At 52.0% G+C, this 18506-nt stretch carries 16 protein-coding genes; 11 read left to right on the top strand and 5 right to left on the bottom strand.

The features are described 5' to 3' along the window. Window positions 1-48: 48 nt before the first annotated feature. Window positions 49-945 carry a LysR family transcriptional regulator gene (locus tag ACFVSO_RS21535; protein ID WP_387477612.1) on the bottom strand — a complete coding sequence of 299 codons (897 nt, stop codon included), beginning with the start codon at window positions 943-945 and terminating at the stop codon, window positions 49-51. A gap of 119 nt (window positions 946-1064) precedes the next feature. Here ACFVSO_RS21535 and ACFVSO_RS21540 point away from each other — a divergent pair, with 119 nt between their 5' ends. The 3 genes from ACFVSO_RS21540 to ACFVSO_RS21550 all read left to right on the top strand — a co-directional run bounded on the left by ACFVSO_RS21540 (window position 1065) and on the right by ACFVSO_RS21550 (window position 6939). Further along, window positions 1065-2471, top strand: a complete 1407-nt coding sequence (locus ACFVSO_RS21540; protein ID WP_387477370.1) for an MFS transporter — start codon at window positions 1065-1067, stop codon at window positions 2469-2471. 232 nt (window positions 2472-2703) lie between these two features. Then, a complete protein-coding gene (locus ACFVSO_RS21545) occupies window positions 2704-4401 on the top strand; it encodes an Hsp70 family protein (protein WP_387477372.1) in 1698 nt (565 codons plus the stop codon). Between the two features lie 3 nt (window positions 4402-4404). Continuing rightward, the gene (locus ACFVSO_RS21550) at window positions 4405-6939 is read left to right on the top strand and encodes a J domain-containing protein (RefSeq protein ID WP_387477374.1); all 2535 of its coding nucleotides are present in this window, start codon (window positions 4405-4407) and stop codon (window positions 6937-6939) included. Between the two features lie 87 nt (window positions 6940-7026). Here ACFVSO_RS21550 and ACFVSO_RS21555 read toward each other — a convergent pair whose 3' ends face one another. Both ACFVSO_RS21555 and ACFVSO_RS21560 read right to left on the bottom strand, forming a co-directional pair. Further along, window positions 7027-7437: a DUF2752 domain-containing protein gene (locus ACFVSO_RS21555; RefSeq protein ID WP_387477376.1), complete on the bottom strand. Its 411-nt coding sequence runs from the start codon at window positions 7435-7437 to the stop codon at window positions 7027-7029. After that, window positions 7412-7756: a DUF4234 domain-containing protein gene (locus tag ACFVSO_RS21560; protein WP_387477378.1), complete on the bottom strand. Its 345-nt coding sequence runs from the start codon at window positions 7754-7756 to the stop codon at window positions 7412-7414. Before ACFVSO_RS21560 ends, ACFVSO_RS21555 begins: the two co-directional genes overlap by 26 nt. A 466-nt stretch (window positions 7757-8222) precedes the next feature. On the opposite strand from ACFVSO_RS21560, the gene ACFVSO_RS21565 reads away from it, so the two are divergent. The 5 genes from ACFVSO_RS21565 to ACFVSO_RS21585 all read left to right on the top strand — a co-directional run bounded on the left by ACFVSO_RS21565 (window position 8223) and on the right by ACFVSO_RS21585 (window position 11647). Further along, window positions 8223-8564, top strand: coding sequence for a zinc ribbon domain-containing protein YjdM (locus ACFVSO_RS21565; RefSeq protein WP_387477380.1), 342 nt, complete (start codon window positions 8223-8225; stop codon window positions 8562-8564). A gap of 59 nt (window positions 8565-8623) precedes the next feature. Then, the gene (greA, locus tag ACFVSO_RS21570; RefSeq protein WP_387477382.1) at window positions 8624-9103 is read left to right on the top strand and encodes a transcription elongation factor GreA; all 480 of its coding nucleotides are present in this window, start codon (window positions 8624-8626) and stop codon (window positions 9101-9103) included. A 180-nt stretch (window positions 9104-9283) separates the two neighbouring features. After that, window positions 9284-9526, top strand: a complete 243-nt coding sequence (locus tag ACFVSO_RS21575) for a ribbon-helix-helix domain-containing protein (RefSeq protein ID WP_387477384.1) — start codon at window positions 9284-9286, stop codon at window positions 9524-9526. 21 nt (window positions 9527-9547) lie between these two features. Continuing rightward, the gene (dnaN, locus tag ACFVSO_RS21580) at window positions 9548-10687 is read left to right on the top strand and encodes a DNA polymerase III subunit beta (RefSeq protein WP_387477386.1); all 1140 of its coding nucleotides are present in this window, start codon (window positions 9548-9550) and stop codon (window positions 10685-10687) included. Between the two features lie 309 nt (window positions 10688-10996). Then, the gene (locus tag ACFVSO_RS21585) at window positions 10997-11647 is read left to right on the top strand and encodes a TetR/AcrR family transcriptional regulator (RefSeq protein WP_387477388.1); all 651 of its coding nucleotides are present in this window, start codon (window positions 10997-10999) and stop codon (window positions 11645-11647) included. An 84-nt stretch (window positions 11648-11731) separates the two neighbouring features. On the opposite strand, the gene ACFVSO_RS21590 is transcribed toward ACFVSO_RS21585, so the two are convergent. Further along, entirely contained in the window at window positions 11732-13342 is a 1611-nt protein-coding gene (locus ACFVSO_RS21590) for a response regulator transcription factor (RefSeq protein ID WP_387477390.1), read from the bottom strand. A 4-nt stretch (window positions 13343-13346) separates the two neighbouring features. Continuing rightward, window positions 13347-15095 carry a cache domain-containing sensor histidine kinase gene (locus ACFVSO_RS21595; RefSeq protein WP_387477392.1) on the bottom strand — a complete coding sequence of 583 codons (1749 nt, stop codon included), beginning with the start codon at window positions 15093-15095 and terminating at the stop codon, window positions 13347-13349. 198 nt (window positions 15096-15293) lie between these two features. Between ACFVSO_RS21595 and ACFVSO_RS21600 the strand changes: the two genes are divergently transcribed. From ACFVSO_RS21600 to ACFVSO_RS21610, 3 genes are all read left to right on the top strand, one after another. After that, window positions 15294-16175, top strand: coding sequence for a carbohydrate ABC transporter permease (locus tag ACFVSO_RS21600; protein WP_387477394.1), 882 nt, complete (start codon window positions 15294-15296; stop codon window positions 16173-16175). Further along, a complete protein-coding gene (locus tag ACFVSO_RS21605) occupies window positions 16175-17011 on the top strand; it encodes a carbohydrate ABC transporter permease (protein WP_387477396.1) in 837 nt (278 codons plus the stop codon). The genes ACFVSO_RS21600 and ACFVSO_RS21605 overlap by 1 nt, the downstream gene beginning before the upstream one ends. 133 nt (window positions 17012-17144) lie before the next feature. Next, window positions 17145-18437: an ABC transporter substrate-binding protein gene (locus tag ACFVSO_RS21610; RefSeq protein ID WP_387477398.1), complete on the top strand. Its 1293-nt coding sequence runs from the start codon at window positions 17145-17147 to the stop codon at window positions 18435-18437. Window positions 18438-18506 lie beyond the last annotated feature (69 nt).

Raw genomic sequence — 18506 nt, forward strand, 5'->3', positions numbered from 1 at the left:
TGCTTTCCTGTCATTTACATACTCCATTATACGCCTGATGGAATGGGGTTAGTCTACAGCCAAATTGTCGCTACCTGAGGCAAAGTAGCCGATGACGAAATCTCGGAACGAACGAGCCGCTCCCGATACATAACGGCCCTCCAGCCAGGCCAGCTGCATCGTTCGCATACATACCGGCTCCTCAATGGTGAGAAAGACTAGCGAGCTATTACCACTACGCGCTGCGGCAGGAAGGAAAGCGATGCCGAGCCCGGCTGCTACCAGGCTTCCGATAGAGGTAGGCTCATCTCCCTCGCACACAACGCGCGGCACGAAGCCCGCCTCCTTACAATACGAGAAGGTCAGATCCCGGAAGCTGTATCCCGGCTTCAAACTTATAAACGGTTCATGGGCTGCCTCGCTAAGGCGTATGCTGCTGCGACCTGCAAAATGATGCTGCGGCGGCACGACCAGCATAATCTCCTCCGTCAGCAGTTCCGAGCCGACTATCCCTTCGGCTGTAATCGGCGGCGCGGCAAAGACGAAGTCGATCTCGCCGCTTTGCAGCAGCTGGACCTTCATCTCCTCCGTAGGCGTCTGCATAATGCGGAAGTTCGCTTGCGGATGGGCAGCCAGATAGGGTCCCAGCACATTCGAGAAGCGGTTAAGCGTCGTCGCCGCAATGCTGATAGTAGCCTTCTCGATGCCGGCCAGATCGGACAGCTCGCGCTGGCCCTCCTCCAGCGCATGAAGCGCCAAATTAACCTTCTCCAGATAGATTTTGCCGTATGGGTTCAGCTTGATACGCCTGCCTTGCCGGTCGAACAGGGGCACGCCGAGCTGTTCCTCCATCCTAGAGATAATGACACTAAGAGCGGGCTGGGCGATATGCAGCTCTTGGGCGGCAAATGTCATATGCTCCAGTCTGGCCACGGTCTGAAAATATTTCAAATGCTGCAAATCCATCATCGCATCTCCCTTTATAATAAAATCATTATTAATTCATTCGATATCATCTATTTTTCTTTATGAGCATTCCCATTTACAATGGGTTTATGACAGATATGGCAAAGGAATGAATGAAGATGGCAGCAACAGAACAACATAGGGCTACAATGAATACCATTCCATCCACCTATTCGCTACGTAAAATGACATGGGTCGTCGCGCTCAGCGTCATTCTCAATCCGCTCAATTCTTCTATGATCGCCGTTGCGCTACTGGGCATAGGCGCAAGCTATGGCATTAATGTTGCGACGGCAACCTGGCTCATTACGGGCTTCTATCTGGCAGCGGCAGCCGGACAGCCGTTAATGGGCAAGCTTGCGGATCTGCTCGGCGCTCGCCGCGTCATGATGACGGGGCTCACGATTGTCGTTGCGAGCAGCCTTCTCTCCGTATGGGCGCCGTCATTCGGCTGGCTGCTGGCGTTCCGGATCATGCTGGCGCTCGGCAGCACGGTAGCTTTTCCGGCGGGAATGGCGATTGTCCGCTCCTTCGCCCAGCCGGCAACTGGCGGACAGCCTAAGGGCATGACGTCGTCGCTAGGCATCATCTCGGTATCCGCCAATGTCATGGCGGCATTCGGCCCGACGCTGGGCGGTCTGCTGGTTCAGCACAACGGCTGGCATTCGATCTTCTGGATCAATATTCCGATTGCGCTAGCCGTGATCGTGCTGGCTTATCGCTGGATGCCTGCCGACCGCAAGCGGGAGAAGGGGAGCAGCGGCGGCTTGTTGAAGCTGCTGGATGTGCCTGGCGTCCTCTTGTTCATGGGAATGCTGATCAGCTTCATGCTGTTCCTCACCTCGCTCGGCTCAGGCGCCATGTGGTGGCTGCTTGCGGTCGTTCCGGTATTTGCGGTTCTCTTCGGCATTAGAGAGCTGAAGACGGACAAGCCGTTCATTGATCTGCGCATGTTAGGCCGCAATGTGAAGCTGCAATCGGTATATGCGCAGTTCGCCGGGCTGAATATCGTGTTCTACTCCTTGTTCTTCAGTATGCCATTATGGCTCGGCCAGGTGAAGGGCTATGATCCGCAGACAGCAGGCCTTCTGATGCTGCCTTTCGCGGGAATCGGAATGTTGGCGACGCCAATCGCGGTTCGCATCATCCAGCGCTGGAGCTACCGCCCCGCCATTATTGCCGGGAGCAGCACACTGCTTCTAGGCACGTTGCTGCTGTTGTTTATGGGCGAGGATACACCGATCTTCTTCATCTTGTTGGCTACTTCTATCGTAGGGATAACGAATGGGATGAACAACATGGGGCTTCAGACGGCGCTCTATCAGCATACAAAGCCCAGCGAGACGGGAGCGGCATCCGGCTTGTTCCAGACCTTCCGTTCGGTCGGCGGCATCCTGTCGACCAGCTTGCTCGGCATCGCTTTTGGATCTACGGTGACGACAGCAGGGCTGCATACGATTGCGCTGGTCGGTGCGTGCATCGGTGCCGTATTGCTAGTGATTAGTTTAACGCGCAAGCTCAATTGAATCGGATATCGATTAGCGGCAGAAGTCGTCCTTGGACGGTTTTCTGCCGCTTTTTATAATGGAAGCTAAGTGCTTGGGAGACTATGCTTGCGGCTTGTCTAGTTTACAGATGCTATGCAGGAAGCTATGGAGTGCCGGGCTATTTGCCGATATACTTTGATATAGCAAGAGATAGAGCAATCTTGTAAGATATTGAGGATATCACCATTAACGGATGTATTACGGAGGACTTATGACGATCATAGGCATTGATCTGGGGACAACGAATAGTTTGGTTACCTATTGGACGGAGGAAGGACCGGTTATTATCCCGAACGGGCTTGGGAAGCATCTGACGCCATCGGCGGTCAGCATGGACGGCGATGGCGAATTCGTCGTGGGACAGATCGCACTGGAGCGGCAAATCTCTCATCCCGAGCTTAGTGCGTCTTTCTTCAAAAGGTATATGGGTACGAAAAAGCTGTTTAAGCTCGGCGAGCAGGAGTTTCTGCCTGAAGAGCTGTCGGCGCTTGTCATTAAAGCGCTGAAGAAGGATGCGGAGCATGTGCTGGGCAAGCCTGTGCATGAAGCGGTGATTAGCGTTCCGGCGTATTTCAATGATGTGCAGCGTAAAGCGACGGTTCGCGCCGGTGAGCTGGCGGGGCTGCGAGTGGAGCGTCTGGTTACGGAACCGACGGCGGCAGCCATCGCTTATGGACTTCACCAACGGGATGCGGATACGAAGTTTCTGGTCTTCGATTTGGGAGGCGGCACCTTCGATGTATCCATCCTGGAGTTATTCGACCAAGTGATGGAGGTCAGAGCTGTAGCGGGGGACAATTACCTGGGCGGTGAGGACTTCACGCAGCTGTTGATTGATATGTTCTTGAACCGTCACGGATTAACGGAGGATGACTTTGAGCCGAAAGAGTTCGCGAAGCTGCGTAAGCAAGCGGAGATGGCGAAGCTGTCATTCGCCGACAAGCGCGCCGCGCGAATGGCTTTTATGCATAAGGACAGTGAGCTTGCGTTAGAGATTAGCCAGGGTGAATACGAGCTGGCGACGAAGCTGCTGCTGCAGCGGCTTCGGGCGCCAATCGAGAGGGCTTTGTCCGACGCCTCGCTGAAGGTGAAGGATCTCGACGCCATTCTGCTCGTAGGCGGCGCAACGAGATTGCCCTTCATCCGCACGTTCGTCAGCAAGCTGTTCGGACAGCTGGCGTATGCCAATGTGAACCCGGATGAAGTCGTGGGGATAGGGGCTGGCATTCAGGCGGGCTTGAAGGAGCGCCATGAAAGCCTGAAGGAAGTCATCCTGACTGACGTATGTCCTTATACGCTGGGCACTTCGGTCTCGGTAACCAAGTCGAACGGCTATCATGAGAGCGGACATTTCTTCCCGATTATTGAGCGCAACACGGCCATCCCGGTGAGCCGGATTGAGCGCTTCTATACAACCAATGACAATCAGCGGATGATCAAGGTCGATATTCTGCAAGGGGAAGCCAGACTTTCGCGGGAAAATATCTTCCTTGGGGAGATTAACGTACCTGTGCCGGGTCGTTCGGCAGGGCAGGAATGCGTCGATGTTCGGTATACCTATGACATCAACGGCTTGCTGGAGGTCGAAGTGAAGGTGCCGTCCACCGGCCTTGTGAAACAAATAATGATCGAGCGTAATCCGGGCGATATGTCCCAGGAGGAGATGGCAAGGCGCATCGAACAGCTCGCTACGCTTAAGATTCATCCCCGCGACCAGCAAGAGAACAAGTGGGTCATCGCGCGCGGCGAGAGGCTGTATGAGGAGCATATCGGCTATGAGCGGATGGAGATTGCGAAGCTGCTGCGGGAGTTCGAAGATACGCTGGACAAGCAGGAGCCGCGAAAGATTGCAGAGATGAAGAAGCTGCTGAAGGACGTATTCGACGCTATTGAGGCAAAGGGAGAGTAGAGCATGGAGGAATTTGCGGTCTTACGAATCGAACCGACGACGGATGAGAAGGTCATCAAGCGGGCATACACCCAGCTGATCAAAGTCTACAATCCCGAGACGCATCCAGAGGAATTCCAGCAGATTCGGGAGGCCTATGAGAAAGCGATAGCCGCTGCCAAGTCCGGCATGGTATCGGGCGGCGAACCGGATGACCCGCTGGAGCAATATTTGAATCGTCTGAAAGGGGTCTATGACAACTATGAGGCCCGGCTGGATATACGCGCTTGGCAATCGCTGCTTGATATGGATGTCTGCCATCTGATCGATACCCGCGAGGCGGCTAGCCGCGTGACGCTCAATTTTTTGACGGAGTTTTTCCACCTTCCGCAACCGGTATGGGTGGTGCTCAATCAGCATTTTGAGTGGAATAAGCAGAAGGACAAGCTTCTGGAAGACTACCATCAGAACTTTATTGAATTTGTCATGAACCGGATCGAACGCGATCAGTTTTTCCGCTATGGGGAATTGCTGAACTGCGTGCCTGGGCAGCAGGAGACATTCATCAAGCAATATCGCACAGGCATGCAAGCCGTCGATGATTACGATTATTATACTGCACGAGAGGCGCTGCTACAGCTGGCTCAGCTGTGCCCGTCCCATCCCGATGCGATTATTCTGGGGACCCGCTACAGCATGGCATTGGGCAGGCTGGCGGAGGCAGGGGGGAAGCTTAACGAGCTGCTGGACAGGGATGAGTCGGATTATTATGCGCGCTATTACCGTGCAGGCTTGTTGTTCCGGCTAGGGCGCTATGAAGAGGCGTATCAGGACTATAAGGAAATCTTGCCGATTAGACCGGATGCAGCCGATGTGCTCTTCTCGCTGGGCAAGTGTGCCGTCAGCCTGGGCTATTACGTGGATGCGTCAACTTATCTGAATCAATTGAAGCAGATATTGCCGAACGATCATGAAGTCATTAATTTACTGGCTTCCGCGCATCGCTTCCAGATTGAAGAGATGACGACTGAAGCGAATGGACGGCCCGATGATATCAACGCGGCGCATGAGCTGGTGACATCGTATTTGGCAACGGGGCGGGTTGAGGAGGCTTATCAGCTGCTATGCGAGCTGGAGCCGCAGCATCCCTCGGCGAAGCTTCAGGTACAGCTATGCGTCGTTCTGCACCATATGGACAAGAAGGAGCTTGCCTTGACGAAGGTCAATGAGGCGCTGGCGCTTTATCCGGATCATATGGATCTGTATCATTGGAAGGCTGTCTTGCTGGAGGAGCTGGGAGAGCTGGAGGAAGCAGTCGTCTATTATGAGAAGGCGACTGAGCTTAAGCCAGACGAGGCTTCGCTGTATAACAACAAGGCGTATACGCTGAATAGGCTGGGGCGTCATGAAGAAGCGCTGGCGTCTGCAGAGCTGGCTATTCACTATGATGCGAGCTTTGCCAATAGCTACAGGCAGAAGGCTGATGCGCTGCTGGAGCTTGAGCGGTATGGCGAATGCTATGAGGCGGCGGACAAGGCGCTATCGATCAACGCCTACTATACAGAAGCGTACATCGTGAAGATGAACATGCTGAACCGAGTCGGACAGTACCAGCATGTCATCGAGGCTTTCCATCAGGCTGCGAGGCATAATCTCCGGGATGTGCGCTTGTATGTGGAGAAAGCGAACGCTTTGCGTTATATGGGTGAATTCGAGGAGTCCATTGCCAATTGCGACTATGCATTGGAGCTCGAAGCGGAGCAAAAGGATGCGCTGCTCTGTAAGGGCATGTGCTACTTCCGTATGCAGCAGTACGACGAATCGGCGGCTGAGTTCGAGAAGATTATGGCTCGTTATGTCCTCGAGCAAGCCGTCTATTATGCGGCGTTGAGCTATTACAATATGAGACAGCTGGATGATGCTTACCGTCTTGCGGTTGAATGGATGGAGAAGGCAGAGCAAGCGGATCTGTTCTATGACTTAATCGGCGATATTCATCGAGACCAGGGAGAGCGTGACGAGGCGATCGCTGCTTATCGCCAAGCGATTGTCATCGATTCCGCTGTTGCCTCTTATCATTTGCAGCTGGGATTGTTGCTCCATCAAGAGGAGACATGGCAGGAGAGTCTCCATCACCTGGACCAAGCGATTGCGATTGAGCCGGCGCTGGTGCGGGCCCATGAGAAAAAAATTCATGTCACCTTTGATCATGGAAAAGATTACGAGCAATGCATTGCTCTCTGCCATGAGCTGCTGGCTATTGACCCTGAGAGTGCGTATGCATACGACTTCCTGGCATGGTCGCATTACATGCTGGAGCGGAAGGATGAGGCAGCCTCTTACATACAGCAGGGGCTGGCGCTCGACGCTCAGTTCGTCAGCATTCTGCATCTGCGCATGACGATGATGATCGAGAATGGACAAAGCCGGGAAGCTCTGGCCGTCTGTGACCGTATTCTGGAGCTGGAGCCTGACCATGAGGATACGCTGGCTCAGCGCGCGAGATTGGTACAAGGCGATCAGAAAAAGTCAGTATTCTCGTGGCTGGGCAGGAAGTAACAAATCTCGGCAAATAGAAGCTCACTAATAAAAGAGGATATCTCGCGATCCGGCTTTGGATCAGGAGATATCCTTCTTTTGTACGAATCAGGTCAGTTCCGTTGGAGCCAGATACGACCATGGCGGCAGGTTGCGGGCCAGACCGTATAGTAATGTGATCGCTAGCATCAATGCCATTATAGTCCCGCCCATTCTCCGTTTCTTCTTGGCATTCGTCCATGCATACAAGGCAAACAATGGCGCCAGGACGAAGATGAGAGAATTGAAGCGGAATGCCTGATGGACATCAAGCTCCAGCAAGGAAAGCGCCGCTCTCGTAATGCCGCAGCCGGGACAATACAATCCAGTCACGGCGTGAATAGGACAAGGTATGGCTAGTCCGGTAAGGGGTAGCCATGCCTTGGCATACAGAAGGCCGCCAGCGCCAAGCATCGTGCCCCAGAAGAGCTTGGGATGCCGCTGCGGCAATCGGTTAAGGCATTTCCATTTTGTTGACATCTGATTGCACCAGGGCATACGTTACGATGCCGAGTCCGAATAAGGTCAGCAGAATATAGATCAGGGCGTTGTCGGATGGTCTGAACCCGCGCTGCAATTGCGCGTACTCGATTTGCTTAGTCACTTGGTAAGCCCATACGAAGCTCCAGACACCGCAAGTGACAAGAGTAAGCAGGAAATGCTTAAAGCCGGTGAACGAGGGATCTCCGCTTAATTGACCGACCTCGTCCGTCATGACGATGAACCAGTAAATGCCGTAAATACCGCAGGTTACAATCGTTAGAATAATAGCTAGCGCGATATTTCGTTGACGTATCATGAACGTGCACCATCCAATCTAGTTGATATAGGTTTGTTAGCATACATAGCGCTCGCCCTAACATCACGATCGATCGAATGGTCCATGTCGGGATCTCACTCCATTCGAAGTATTTGACATAGAACGACGAAATAAGTATATGCAACAAATATGACTATCAAGATAAGGGAAAAAAGAAAGATTAGAAAGCAGTGCGAAGAGGCGCTTCGCTATGCCGAATGAATCTTAGTTCTAGCCATTCGCTCCCGATGTGCACAAATCATAAGTTCGCAATGAATACTACTACAGAAAAATGAAATAGATCATGAGCGGTTTGCGCTGCTCGTGATCTTTTTTTGTGAATAACACCTTACTACGAACAGGATCACCCAGATATTTGTCAGAAATGGCCATCGTTTCCTTGGCTTGTCTGTATCTCCAGCACTTGTTCCGATATACTGGTATAAAAACAATGGAGAACGATAACATGTCTAATTTGCCTAATTGTCCCAAATGTAATTCCCAGTATACTTACGAGGACGGCCATTTGCTCGTTTGTCCGGAATGCGCGCATGAATGGTCGCTGACAGCGGATGAGGAGCATGCTGAAGAGAAGCGGATTATTAAAGATGCGAATGGCAATATATTGAGTGATGGAGATTCCGTGTCGGTCATTAAGGATCTAAAGGTGAAGGGAAGCTCGTCGGTCATTAAGATCGGCACAAAGGTGAAAAATATCCGTTTGATCGAAGGCGATCACGATATCGATTGCAAAATCGACGGATTTGGCGCGATGCAGCTGAAATCGGAATTTGTAAAGAAAATATAGGAAAAGGTAAGGCCAAATAGGGTACAATAAGATTGGATTGTGAAAGGGGAGTATCTGTAGTGGCTAAAGAAGAATTGATATTAACGCCGGAAGGCTTGGCAAAGATTGAAGAAGAATTGTTGGAGCTGAAGACAGTCAAGCGCAAGGAGCTGTCGGAGCGCCTGAAGGTTGCGATCAGCTATGGCGATTTGAAGGAAAATAGCGAATACCATTCTGCCAAGGATGATCAGGCATTTATGGAGACGAGAATCCTGCAGTTGGAGAGAATGCGGAAGATTGCGCGCGTTGTAGATGCCAGCAGCTTAAGCAGTAATCAGGTGAGCATTGGCTCTTTGGTTATTTTGAACGACATCGAATTTAACGAAAAAATCGAGTATCGCGTCGTGGGACCGGCGGAAGCGGATGTCACGGACAATAAGATTTCCTACGAGAGCCCGCTCGGCAAAGAGCTGATGGGCAAAAAAGTCGGCGATACGATTAACGTAGATGCGCCGATGGGTATCATCAAGTATGAGCTGCTGGAGATTAAAGCGGTCTAAGCGATAGCCATAACAGAAGCGGGACAGGTCATTGTACCTGTCTTTTTTTGTTTCTTCCTCCTTTGAGGGGCTGCCGTAAATGGCATATCCAAGTCTGGTAAGGAGGGCAGCGATGTGCTACACTTTATGTATAGGATTATGAATTAGGTAACCTAAATCATATGAAGCGATGTGAATGACATGAGTGAAAAAGAGGTTAAGGTCGTCCTGTCCAACAAGGAAGGACAGCTCGGTTTCTCGTTTACGAGAGGGGGGCTTCGAGAGGGAGCAGGCCGCAAGGCGATCGGCATGACCAAGAAAGTATCGGTTACACTCCCGCAGGTGCTATGGGATCGCTTGGAGAACGAGCAAGAGGCGAAAAGGCTGTCCCGCTCGGAGTTGATGCGGGATATCATCGAGGCTTATTATGCGGGTTCCCATTAAACGGAGAGCGGGGCGAACGGAGTGTTGATCCGCACGACAAGAGAAGCGATGCTTCAAGCGATAAAGCAGGTAGGAAGAGCGGTGTCGGCTCATCCCGTCATTCCGCTGCTTACAGGCATTCACATGAGTGCGCAGCAGGAAGAATTGCGGCTGACGGCGAGCAATATGGCGATGACGATTGAAGTCTGTATTCAAAATGGTCAAGAGTCCGAGCTTGTCGTCGAACGGGCTGGCGCGGTCGTTGTGCCGGCGAAGTATATGCATGATATCATTCAGCGGCTGGATCCAGGACGATTGATGTTGGAGCAGACCAATAATGATGAAATTGTGATTACGTCGGGCCTCTCTCGATTCCGGCTGAATGGACTCGATCCTCATTCATTCCCGCTTATATCAGCTGTGCGGAATTCTGACAGGACAAGTCTCTATACCGTTAACGAACACCTCAAATCGGCTATTCGTGAGGTCGTTATCGCGACATCGGCTTCGGAGACCAGGCCTGTCCTGACAGGCGTCTCCGCGACGTTCCGTTCCGATTCGCTGGAGCTTATGGCCACGAATGGCGTCCAATTGGCGCATCGCATCATTCCTTTAACCGGACAAGCGCCGCATGAGACGATCGTCGTCATTCCGGGCAAGACGTTGTCCGAGCTATCCAAGCTGATTGGCGACGATACGGAGGGGCTCATGCACATCGAAGCGGACGCCCAATCCATCATCTTCACAACAGGGAGGCTGCAGGTGCAGTCCGCTCTGCTGGAGGGCAGTATGCCAAGCATGACTAAACTCATGCCCGCCTCGTTGCAATCCGAGATTCGATTAAGCAGCAAGGCTTTGTTGCGGTCAGCTGAGCGTGTCTCCGTATTGGCAGGCGGGAATCTGATCCGGTTGACCGCAGGGGATGGCCGTCTGAAGCTGCTCGCGAAGACGTCTGAGATCGGGGATGTCGAGGATGAAGTGGAGCTGGCGTCAGTTCACGGAGAGGCGTTTTCGGTAGCGTTGAATGGTTCCTTCCTAACGGAAATTATGCGGTGCATTCATAGTGAGCAAGTCAGCTTGCAACTGACGGGAAGCCGAAGTCCGGTAATGATTGTTCCCATTCGGGAGCAGCGGGATGCGCTGTATTTGCTGACGCCCGTACTCACTTCTACCGGCTCCTAGTCTGTGTCACAGTTATACCTAAAAAAGCAGGCTGTCGAGACATCTCGACAGCCTGCAGTGTTATCGTATAGGAAAGTTTGGTTTTACGACTTCACGACCCCATTGCGCGGGTTGTTTCGCTGGCATGTCAACATCTCCATTTCTGCTTGGGAATGAGTTGCCTGAACGAAAAAATGATAGTAACAATATCGCTGTAATATTAAGCATATTACTCGAGTTTAAGCAATTCAACTTCTATTGCGAGTGAAAAAATGTAAAGCTATAATAGCAGAAAGAAGAAATTGGATAGCCAGAGAGGGTTCGTGTGGAATGGAACCAAAAAAAAGATACAAGCAAGAGTTAAGCGATCTGAAGCAGCATCGCGAAAGCGTCATATTGGAGACGGCAGAGCGTGTATTTAACGATAATGGCATAGAGAAGACGACGATGCATCACATTGCGAAGGAAGCAAGCATTGGCATCGCGACATTATTCCGTTATTTTCCTAAGAAAGAGAAGCTGATCGTAGCCGTCGCCACAAAAATGATTGAAGAGGTATTTCTTGAATTCCAGACGATTAGCCAGATGGAGAAAACGTGTCTGGAGAAGATGGATTTATTGTTCGATTATTTTATTGCACCGCTTCCGAATCATCGCGACAGCAGTATCAAGTTTCTCGAAGACTTTGAGAATTATGCCGCTCATTCGGATGAGCCGCTGGAAGATATTGATGAGTTCAACCGTCTGTACCGCCGGGTATCGTTAATGTTTTCGCGCATTATTCAAGACGGGCAAGAGGATGGCTCCTTGCGCGGCGATATCTCCGTACGCGAGACGCTGACGACGGTTATTAACGCATTCGCCATGTTCTCTCGGAAGCTGTCGCTGCAGCGCAATATCTTGCGGCTGGAGTCGGATTTGGAGCCGGAGAAGCAGCTTGCGGTTCTCAAGCATATTTTGATGGACTATTTGAAGGCGTAATTACCTTCCGAATCATCTGCTGGATATATATTGAAAAGGCAGCAAGGACCAGTATCCTTGCTGCCTTTTTGATAGGGATATAAGTTACCCGATCGTATGCTCCTTCCGGTATTCGCCGGGACTTACTCCTTCAATTTTCTTAAAAACACGGCGAAAATACTTTTCGTCCGGATAACCGACCATCTCGGCGACTAGGGCGACGCGCAGATGAGGATTGTGCAGCAGCAGCTTGGCCCTGTCTATGCGAATGCGGCTTAAGTAATCCATAATGGTCACGCCATAGGCTTGCTTAAACTTGCGGGCAATGTACTCTCTGCTCAGATAGAAGCGCGCGGCCAAATCCTGCAGCGATATTTCCTCCCGGTAATGCTCATTCAGGTAGACGGCAATCGTCTCAATGAATGACGTGTGGCTGGCATGCAGCCGGGTGAGCGGCGCAGAGGCGTCGGCCAGACGTTTCTCCAGCTCATCTTGCAGCCTATCCCATGACAGCATCCCCTCTTTGTTCAGCGGAAGACAAGGGGGCATATCAGTATACGGCTCCAGAGAGTCGGCGGCGGAAGCAGACTGGCCTTCATCAAGCCATTGTGTCCTCATCCACTCCCATTCCTGATTCCACTGCAGCAGCTGCTCCGGCGATACCGAATCAAGCTGTCTAACCTCTAGTATCCATTGTTCCGCTGCTGTGCGAATTCGGTCACTGCTGCCGCTTAGCGCTGCGAGTCGGAGCTCCTCTTCAAAGGCACTCAGCCGAAGCGGCCGGCTCGCTTGATCCGTCTTCTCGGACTGCTCACGATGAATGCGGACAGGATCAAGCGCATTGCGCTTCCATAGCGCCTTCGACGCTTCCAGATATGCGCGCGGCAGTTCCCCCGGATAAGGACGTTCCAACGCCAGACCAAAATGAACGTGACGCTGCAACGTAGCCGAAATTCCCTTCCCAATCTCAATCAACAAAGCTTCGAATGGCTCGGAGGGTCCCCAGAATAACAGCACGATCTCTCCCCGGCTATCGAGCTGCCGGAAGGCAATGCCCCGGCTGCGAAGCAGCTCGTTGCAAATATTAAGAATAGCGAAGTGAATTAGCTGCAACCTGTTCTGGAATTTCCCGAATAGCTCATGGTCCAGCTGAGATACAGCGACAACGGCGACGGAGCAAGTGGCAAGTCCCGCCGGGAATGGGAATTCATCTTGTATCTGCTTCAGGAACTCGCGTCCGTTTTGGCCGGAGACCAGCTCTGTGAGCAGCTTGTCGGTATAATGCGGCTTCATTTCATTCATCTCAATCATCTGCCGGGTCATGCGGATTCGTTCATCCTGTTCCTTCCGCCAGCATTGTACGGCCTTCGCAAGCGCCTCATTCAACGCCGTAGCTTTCACCGGCTTAAGAATATAATCCATGCCGCCATGACGGATGGCGTGGCGTACGTATTCAAAATCGTCATAGCCGCTAATGACGATCGTCTTCATATGCGGCTGATTCTCCGACAGCCACGTGAGCAGCTCGGCTCCGCTTTTCCTTGGCATTCTCATATCTGTCAATACGATTTGGGGCTGATGCTTTTCAATAAGCCGCACGGCTTCTTCGCCGTCGGATGCCTGCAGCACTTCCTGAATGCCAAGCTTGTCCCATTCCGCCAGCATAGTAATCGCACTGCGTACATGCTTCTCGTCATCGACAATTATGACTTTCATTCCGTCACGCTCCCCGTCTGTAGTTTAATCTGATGCTGACGCCTTGAGGCTGCATGTTCGCAATCTCCAATCCGGCTGTATCGTCGGTGTACAGCTTAAGCCGCATTAGAACATTCTGCAAGCCAATCGAAGAGGGAGTTCCTGTCCCCGGCTCGCGATCGTTATGCTCCTCATCCACTTTTATCTCCAGCGCCTCTTGCAGCTGGCGAAGTCTATCCGCTGGAATGGAGGCCCCGTTATTCTCGATCTCCACAATGACTCGGTTATCTTCCGTGATCCAGCTCCGAACAGTCAGCCTTCCGGTTCCCGTCTGAGTGCTCATGCCATGCTTGAAGTAGTTCTCCACCAGCGGCTGAAGCGTCATCTTGGGCATCGGTGCGGACAGGCTGGCCGGGTCAATCTCCAGAAAGAAGTCGAATTGCTCGTCGAAGCGCTCCTTCTGCAGCTCCAGGTATAGCCTCAGCTGATCGAGCTCCTCCTCCAGCGTCACCATCGCTTCGCCGCTTCGCATCTTGTAGCGCATCATATCGGCCAGCGACGACAACAGCGAGTAGACCCGCGGCGCGTCATGCTGCAGGGCGACTGTGCCAATCGACTGCAAGGTATTGAACAGGAAATGCGGATCAATCTGGGCTTGAAGCGCTTCCAATTGATTGCTCTTATTAGCAAGCTCAAGCTTGTACTTGCGCAAGATCAAATTGTTGATCGTATCCATCATCTGCCGGAATCTCCGGGTGAGGAAGCCGATTTCATCCCGGCTGCGAACATCGATATCCACATCCAGCTTGCCGGTCTGAATCTGGTTCATGTAGCTGGCAAGCCGCAGGATCGGTCTCGTAATTCGAATGGAGATATACAGCGTGCCCACAATGACGACAATGAGGGCGACAGCCGCAATAATAGCATTGATGGTAATTAGCTCATTCGACTTGCGATAAAGCACGCTGTACGGAATTTGCTTCACAATCGTCCAATCGGCAAAGGCGATGTCGAGCTTCTCGTACACGCGGATGGCGCCGTCCTCGTCGATAATGCCAGAGCCATCGCTTCGCATGCGCTCGAATAAGTGAGGATCAGCCGCCGGTTTCCCGATCTCGTCGGCATGCCCGCTATAGATGATGATGCCGTTCTCGTCCAGCAGATAAAACTGCTCGTCCTCCGGATGGAAGAGCTGCTCGGAGATTGCCGTGATACCGTCCAGCTTCAGGTCGATAGCCAGCATAGCCATCCGCTCTGTCGATGGAATGCGGACGATCGGCCGGTAGTAGGTGAAGACCTGCTGCTTCGGATCGTCATGAAGAGAGGGCGGGAAGCCGTAGCTGTGCGCGTAATGCGGAGGCTCTGTACTCGGCTTGACCGGGTCGGCTTCTTCGGTGCCAGGATAAGGAGATTCGCGAAATTCTCTCCGCGGCACTGTGTTGGTAATAAGCGTCGATTGGTTCGTCAGATAGGAATGCAGATAGACCTGCTGGATATCGGGCAGCGAGCCTTGCAAGTTTTGCAAGGTGGTGTACATTTCCGCAACAGCTTGGTAGTCGTCGAAGCTCTTGGACAGATTGTTCAGGAAATGAGGGTCCGAATACAGCACAATCGAAGCCCGGTTAATGTTGTTCAAGTAGTTGACGAGATTGGTTTTGCCTTGAAAGATCAGCCTCGCATTTTCGCTCATCGACTGCTCTTTGATGGATTCCTTCGTATAGACCAGTGTGATGACAAGCGACAGTGTCAGAGGAATGATCGTCACGGCCAGCATGAAGGCAATCAGCTTGCGGCGGATGCTGTAGGTTTTGATCGGAATCGCCTCGTTTCGAATGGAATCTTACGGTTGATCGCTGCCCTGAGATAGATCAATATTGTCCTGCTAACGGTTCACGATCGTCTGTATTTTTGGCAGGAGGGTTCAAGCATAATTATGATAAGCAAAATTCGAATTGCGCAAGGGGGAGTATGGATGAACCGTAAAAAAACAGCTCAGTTAGGCCAGCAGATCGTATTCGTCGGTCCGGCCGTCCTGGTCTTCGTCCTCATCATTCTGATTCCATTCGTGTCGGGTCTGTATTATTCCTTTACGAGCTGGAACGGCGTATCCGGCGAGGTGAGCTGGATTGGCCTGGATAATTACAAGCATATCTTCATGCAGGATTCAGCGTTCCGGGACTCCTTCTGGTTCACGACCCGGTTCACCATTATAGGCGTTGTAGCAACCAATGTGCTGGGCTTCGCACTGGCTTACCTTCTGATCAAGCCGCTCAAGTCGCGCAATGTGCTGCGTACCGTCTTCTTTATGCCGAATGTCATTGGCGGCTTGCTGCTCGGGTTTATCTGGCAGTTCATTTTCGTCAAAGGGTTCTCGGCGGTGGGCGAGCTGACGGGCCTTGCTTTCTTCAACCAGCCGTGGCTAGGCACGGAAGGGACGGCGTTCTGGGCAATCGTCATCGTATTCGTCTGGCAGACGGCCGGCTATCTGATGGTCATCTACATCTCATCCCTGAACAATGTTCCGAAGGATATTCTGGAGGCAGCCGAGATTGATGGGGCCAGCAGGTGGCAAACCTTGCTCACGATTATCATCCCGCTGATTATGCCTGCGGCTACGGTCTGTCTGTTTCTGGCGCTATCATGGTCGTTCAAGATGTTCGATCTGAACCTCTCGCTCACTAGAGGCGGGCCGTTCGGCTCGACGGAATCCGTGGCGATGAATATTTACAATGAGGCTTTCTCCAATAATCGCTATGGTCTTGGCACGGCCAAAGCCATCATCTTCTTCATCATAGTAGCGATCATTACGAGCATTCAAGTCAAATTCACCAAGAGCAAGGAGGTCGAAGCGTAATGGAAGCCGCCTACAAAAAGAAGGCAGGCATCGCCGCCGTCGAGCTGGTCATGATTGCGGCCGGTCTGCTCTTCCTGATTCCGTTCTACTTTCTGTTCGTGAATTCCGTCAAGAGCTTCAGCGAGCTGCTGACGGATGCAGCGAGCTGGCCGTCCTATTTTCAATGGAGCAATTATGCCCGCGCGTTCGAGATGACGAATTTCCCGGTAGCGTTTCGGAATTCATTCGTCATCACTGTCGTGAGCAACGTCTTACTCGTTCTCCTCAGTTCTATGGCGGCATACCGGATGGTGCGCAGCAGTACGCTGTTTAATCGCATGCTCTTCCTGATCTTCGTCGCAGCTATGGTCGTGCCGTTCCAGTCCATCATGATTCCGCTGGTGAAAGTAACCGGCATGGCCGGATTAATGAACAGCATCCCGGGACTTATCATTTGTTATCTCGGCTTCGGTGTGCCGATGTCGGTCTTCTTGTTCCATGGCTTCATCAAGTCGATTCCGATGGAGATCGAGGAAGCGGCCACCGTGGACGGCTCCAATACTTACGGTGTTTTCATCCGAATTGTGCTTCCGCTGCTAAAGCCGATGCTGGTGACAGTCTTCATTCTGAATGCGCTGTGGATATGGAACGACTATCTGCTGCCTTCGCTGATCCTGCAATCGCCGGAGCTTCGTACGATTCCGATTGCGACTTTTGCGTTTTTCGGTCAATATACGAAGCAGTGGGACCTGGCTTTGCCAGCTTTGGTTATGGGGATTATACCGATCATCGTATTTTTTCTGGCGATGCAAAAATACATTATCGAGGGCATTACGGCAGGCGCGGTGAAGGGATAGCATAGGTCAATTTTGTCTACTACTTTGATCAATATCAGGTCTACTCTCAGGTTAGGGCAATCTCTACAATGAGGATGTAAACCAGTTGAAGCGTTTTCATAAAGCTTGTACGTAAAAAAGGGAGGAACGACTAATGAAGAAGAATACAAAGCTCACACTCATACTGCTGCTTGCCATGATGGTACTGCTTGCAGCCTGCGGCGGAACAAGCAACAAGCCGAATGCCGGCAGCGGCGGAAGCGGCGGAGGAGAGACAAAGACGCTGAAAATTTTCCAATTCAAAGTGGAGATTGCAGAGGCGCTTAATCGCTTGAAGGCGGAATACGAGAAGGAGCATCCCGGCATTAAGCTCGATATTCAGACCGTGGGCGGCGGAGCGGATTATGGCGCGGCTCTGAAGGCGAAATTTGCATCCGGCGAAGAACCTGATATTTTCAACAACGGCGGTTACCGCGATCTGGAGACTTGGCTTGGCAATCTGGAGGATCTATCCGATCAGCCATGGGTAGCGGATACGATTGAGGTTGCGAAGGAGCCGATGACCAAAGACGGCAAAATCTACGGCCAACCGATGAATCTGGAAGGGTACGGCTTCCTGTACAACAAGGATTTGTTTGAGAAGGCAGGCATTACCGAGGTGCCGAAGACACTGAGCCAGCTGGAGGAAGCGGCGAAGAAGCTGGAAGCGTCCGGCGTCACTCCATTCGCTAATGGCTATCAGGAGCTGTGGGTGCTGGGCAACCATGCGCTGAATGTTGCATTCGCCCATCAAGAAGACCCGAATGGCTTCGTGCAAGGCCTGAATGACGGAACGGCGAGCATCGCGGGCAATCCGGTATTCGAGCAATGGATCAAGCTGCTGGACCTGACGCTGAAGTACGGCAACAAAAATCCGCTAACGACAGACTACAATACGGAGATGACAATGTTCGCGAACGGCGAAGTCGCCATGACGCAGCAGGGGAACTGGACGCAGGTTCAGATCGACAGCATTAATCCGAATCTGAACATCGGGATTCTCCCGATGCCGATTAATGAAGACGCAGAAGCGAACGACAAGCTGTTCGTCGGCGTTCCGAACAACTGGGTGGTCAACAAAAACTCCCCTATGAAGGAAGAAGCGAAGGAGTTCCTGAATTGGCTCGTTACATCCGAGACGGGCAAGCATTATATTGCAAAGGAATTCAAGTTTATTCCGGCCTTCACCACGATCGAGGCGACAAGTGAAGATCTGGGCGATCTTGGAGCAGAGGTGGTGAAGTATAGCCAGGATGGCAAGTCGCTGAGCTGGAATTTCAACAAATTCCCGGATGGAGCGATGAATGAGTTTGGAAGCAAAATGCAGGCGTACATCGCGGGCAAATCCGATGCGGCGCGCTTGCTCGAAGACTTGCAGAAGTCATGGGATGGACTGAAAGCGAAGTGAGTGAATTCAAGGCCGTGACGCTTTAGTCCGCTCAATTGCCGAACATTTGCTGATTTGCTATAATCGGGA

The organism is Paenibacillus sp. NPDC057967 (assembly GCF_042887015.1).
Lineage (GTDB): Bacteria > Bacillota > Bacilli > Paenibacillales > Paenibacillaceae > Pristimantibacillus.

Coding starts and splice junctions, on each gene's coding strand:
- ACFVSO_RS21535 (WP_387477612.1), bottom strand. CDS start 945: ATGGATTTGCAGCATTTGAAATATTTTCAGACCGTGGCCAGACTGGAG.
- ACFVSO_RS21540 (WP_387477370.1), top strand. CDS start 1,065: ATGGCAGCAACAGAACAACATAGGGCTACAATGAATACCATTCCATCC.
- ACFVSO_RS21545 (WP_387477372.1), top strand. CDS start 2,704: ATGACGATCATAGGCATTGATCTGGGGACAACGAATAGTTTGGTTACC.
- ACFVSO_RS21550 (WP_387477374.1), top strand. CDS start 4,405: ATGGAGGAATTTGCGGTCTTACGAATCGAACCGACGACGGATGAGAAG.
- ACFVSO_RS21555 (WP_387477376.1), bottom strand. CDS start 7,437: ATGTCAACAAAATGGAAATGCCTTAACCGATTGCCGCAGCGGCATCCC.
- ACFVSO_RS21560 (WP_387477378.1), bottom strand. CDS start 7,756: ATGATACGTCAACGAAATATCGCGCTAGCTATTATTCTAACGATTGTA.
- ACFVSO_RS21565 (WP_387477380.1), top strand. CDS start 8,223: ATGTCTAATTTGCCTAATTGTCCCAAATGTAATTCCCAGTATACTTAC.
- ACFVSO_RS21575 (WP_387477384.1), top strand. CDS start 9,284: ATGAGTGAAAAAGAGGTTAAGGTCGTCCTGTCCAACAAGGAAGGACAG.
- ACFVSO_RS21585 (WP_387477388.1), top strand. CDS start 10,997: ATGGAACCAAAAAAAAGATACAAGCAAGAGTTAAGCGATCTGAAGCAG.
- ACFVSO_RS21590 (WP_387477390.1), bottom strand. CDS start 13,342: ATGAAAGTCATAATTGTCGATGACGAGAAGCATGTACGCAGTGCGATT.
- ACFVSO_RS21595 (WP_387477392.1), bottom strand. CDS start 15,095: ATGCTGGCCGTGACGATCATTCCTCTGACACTGTCGCTTGTCATCACA.
- ACFVSO_RS21600 (WP_387477394.1), top strand. CDS start 15,294: ATGAACCGTAAAAAAACAGCTCAGTTAGGCCAGCAGATCGTATTCGTC.
- ACFVSO_RS21605 (WP_387477396.1), top strand. CDS start 16,175: ATGGAAGCCGCCTACAAAAAGAAGGCAGGCATCGCCGCCGTCGAGCTG.
- ACFVSO_RS21610 (WP_387477398.1), top strand. CDS start 17,145: ATGAAGAAGAATACAAAGCTCACACTCATACTGCTGCTTGCCATGATG.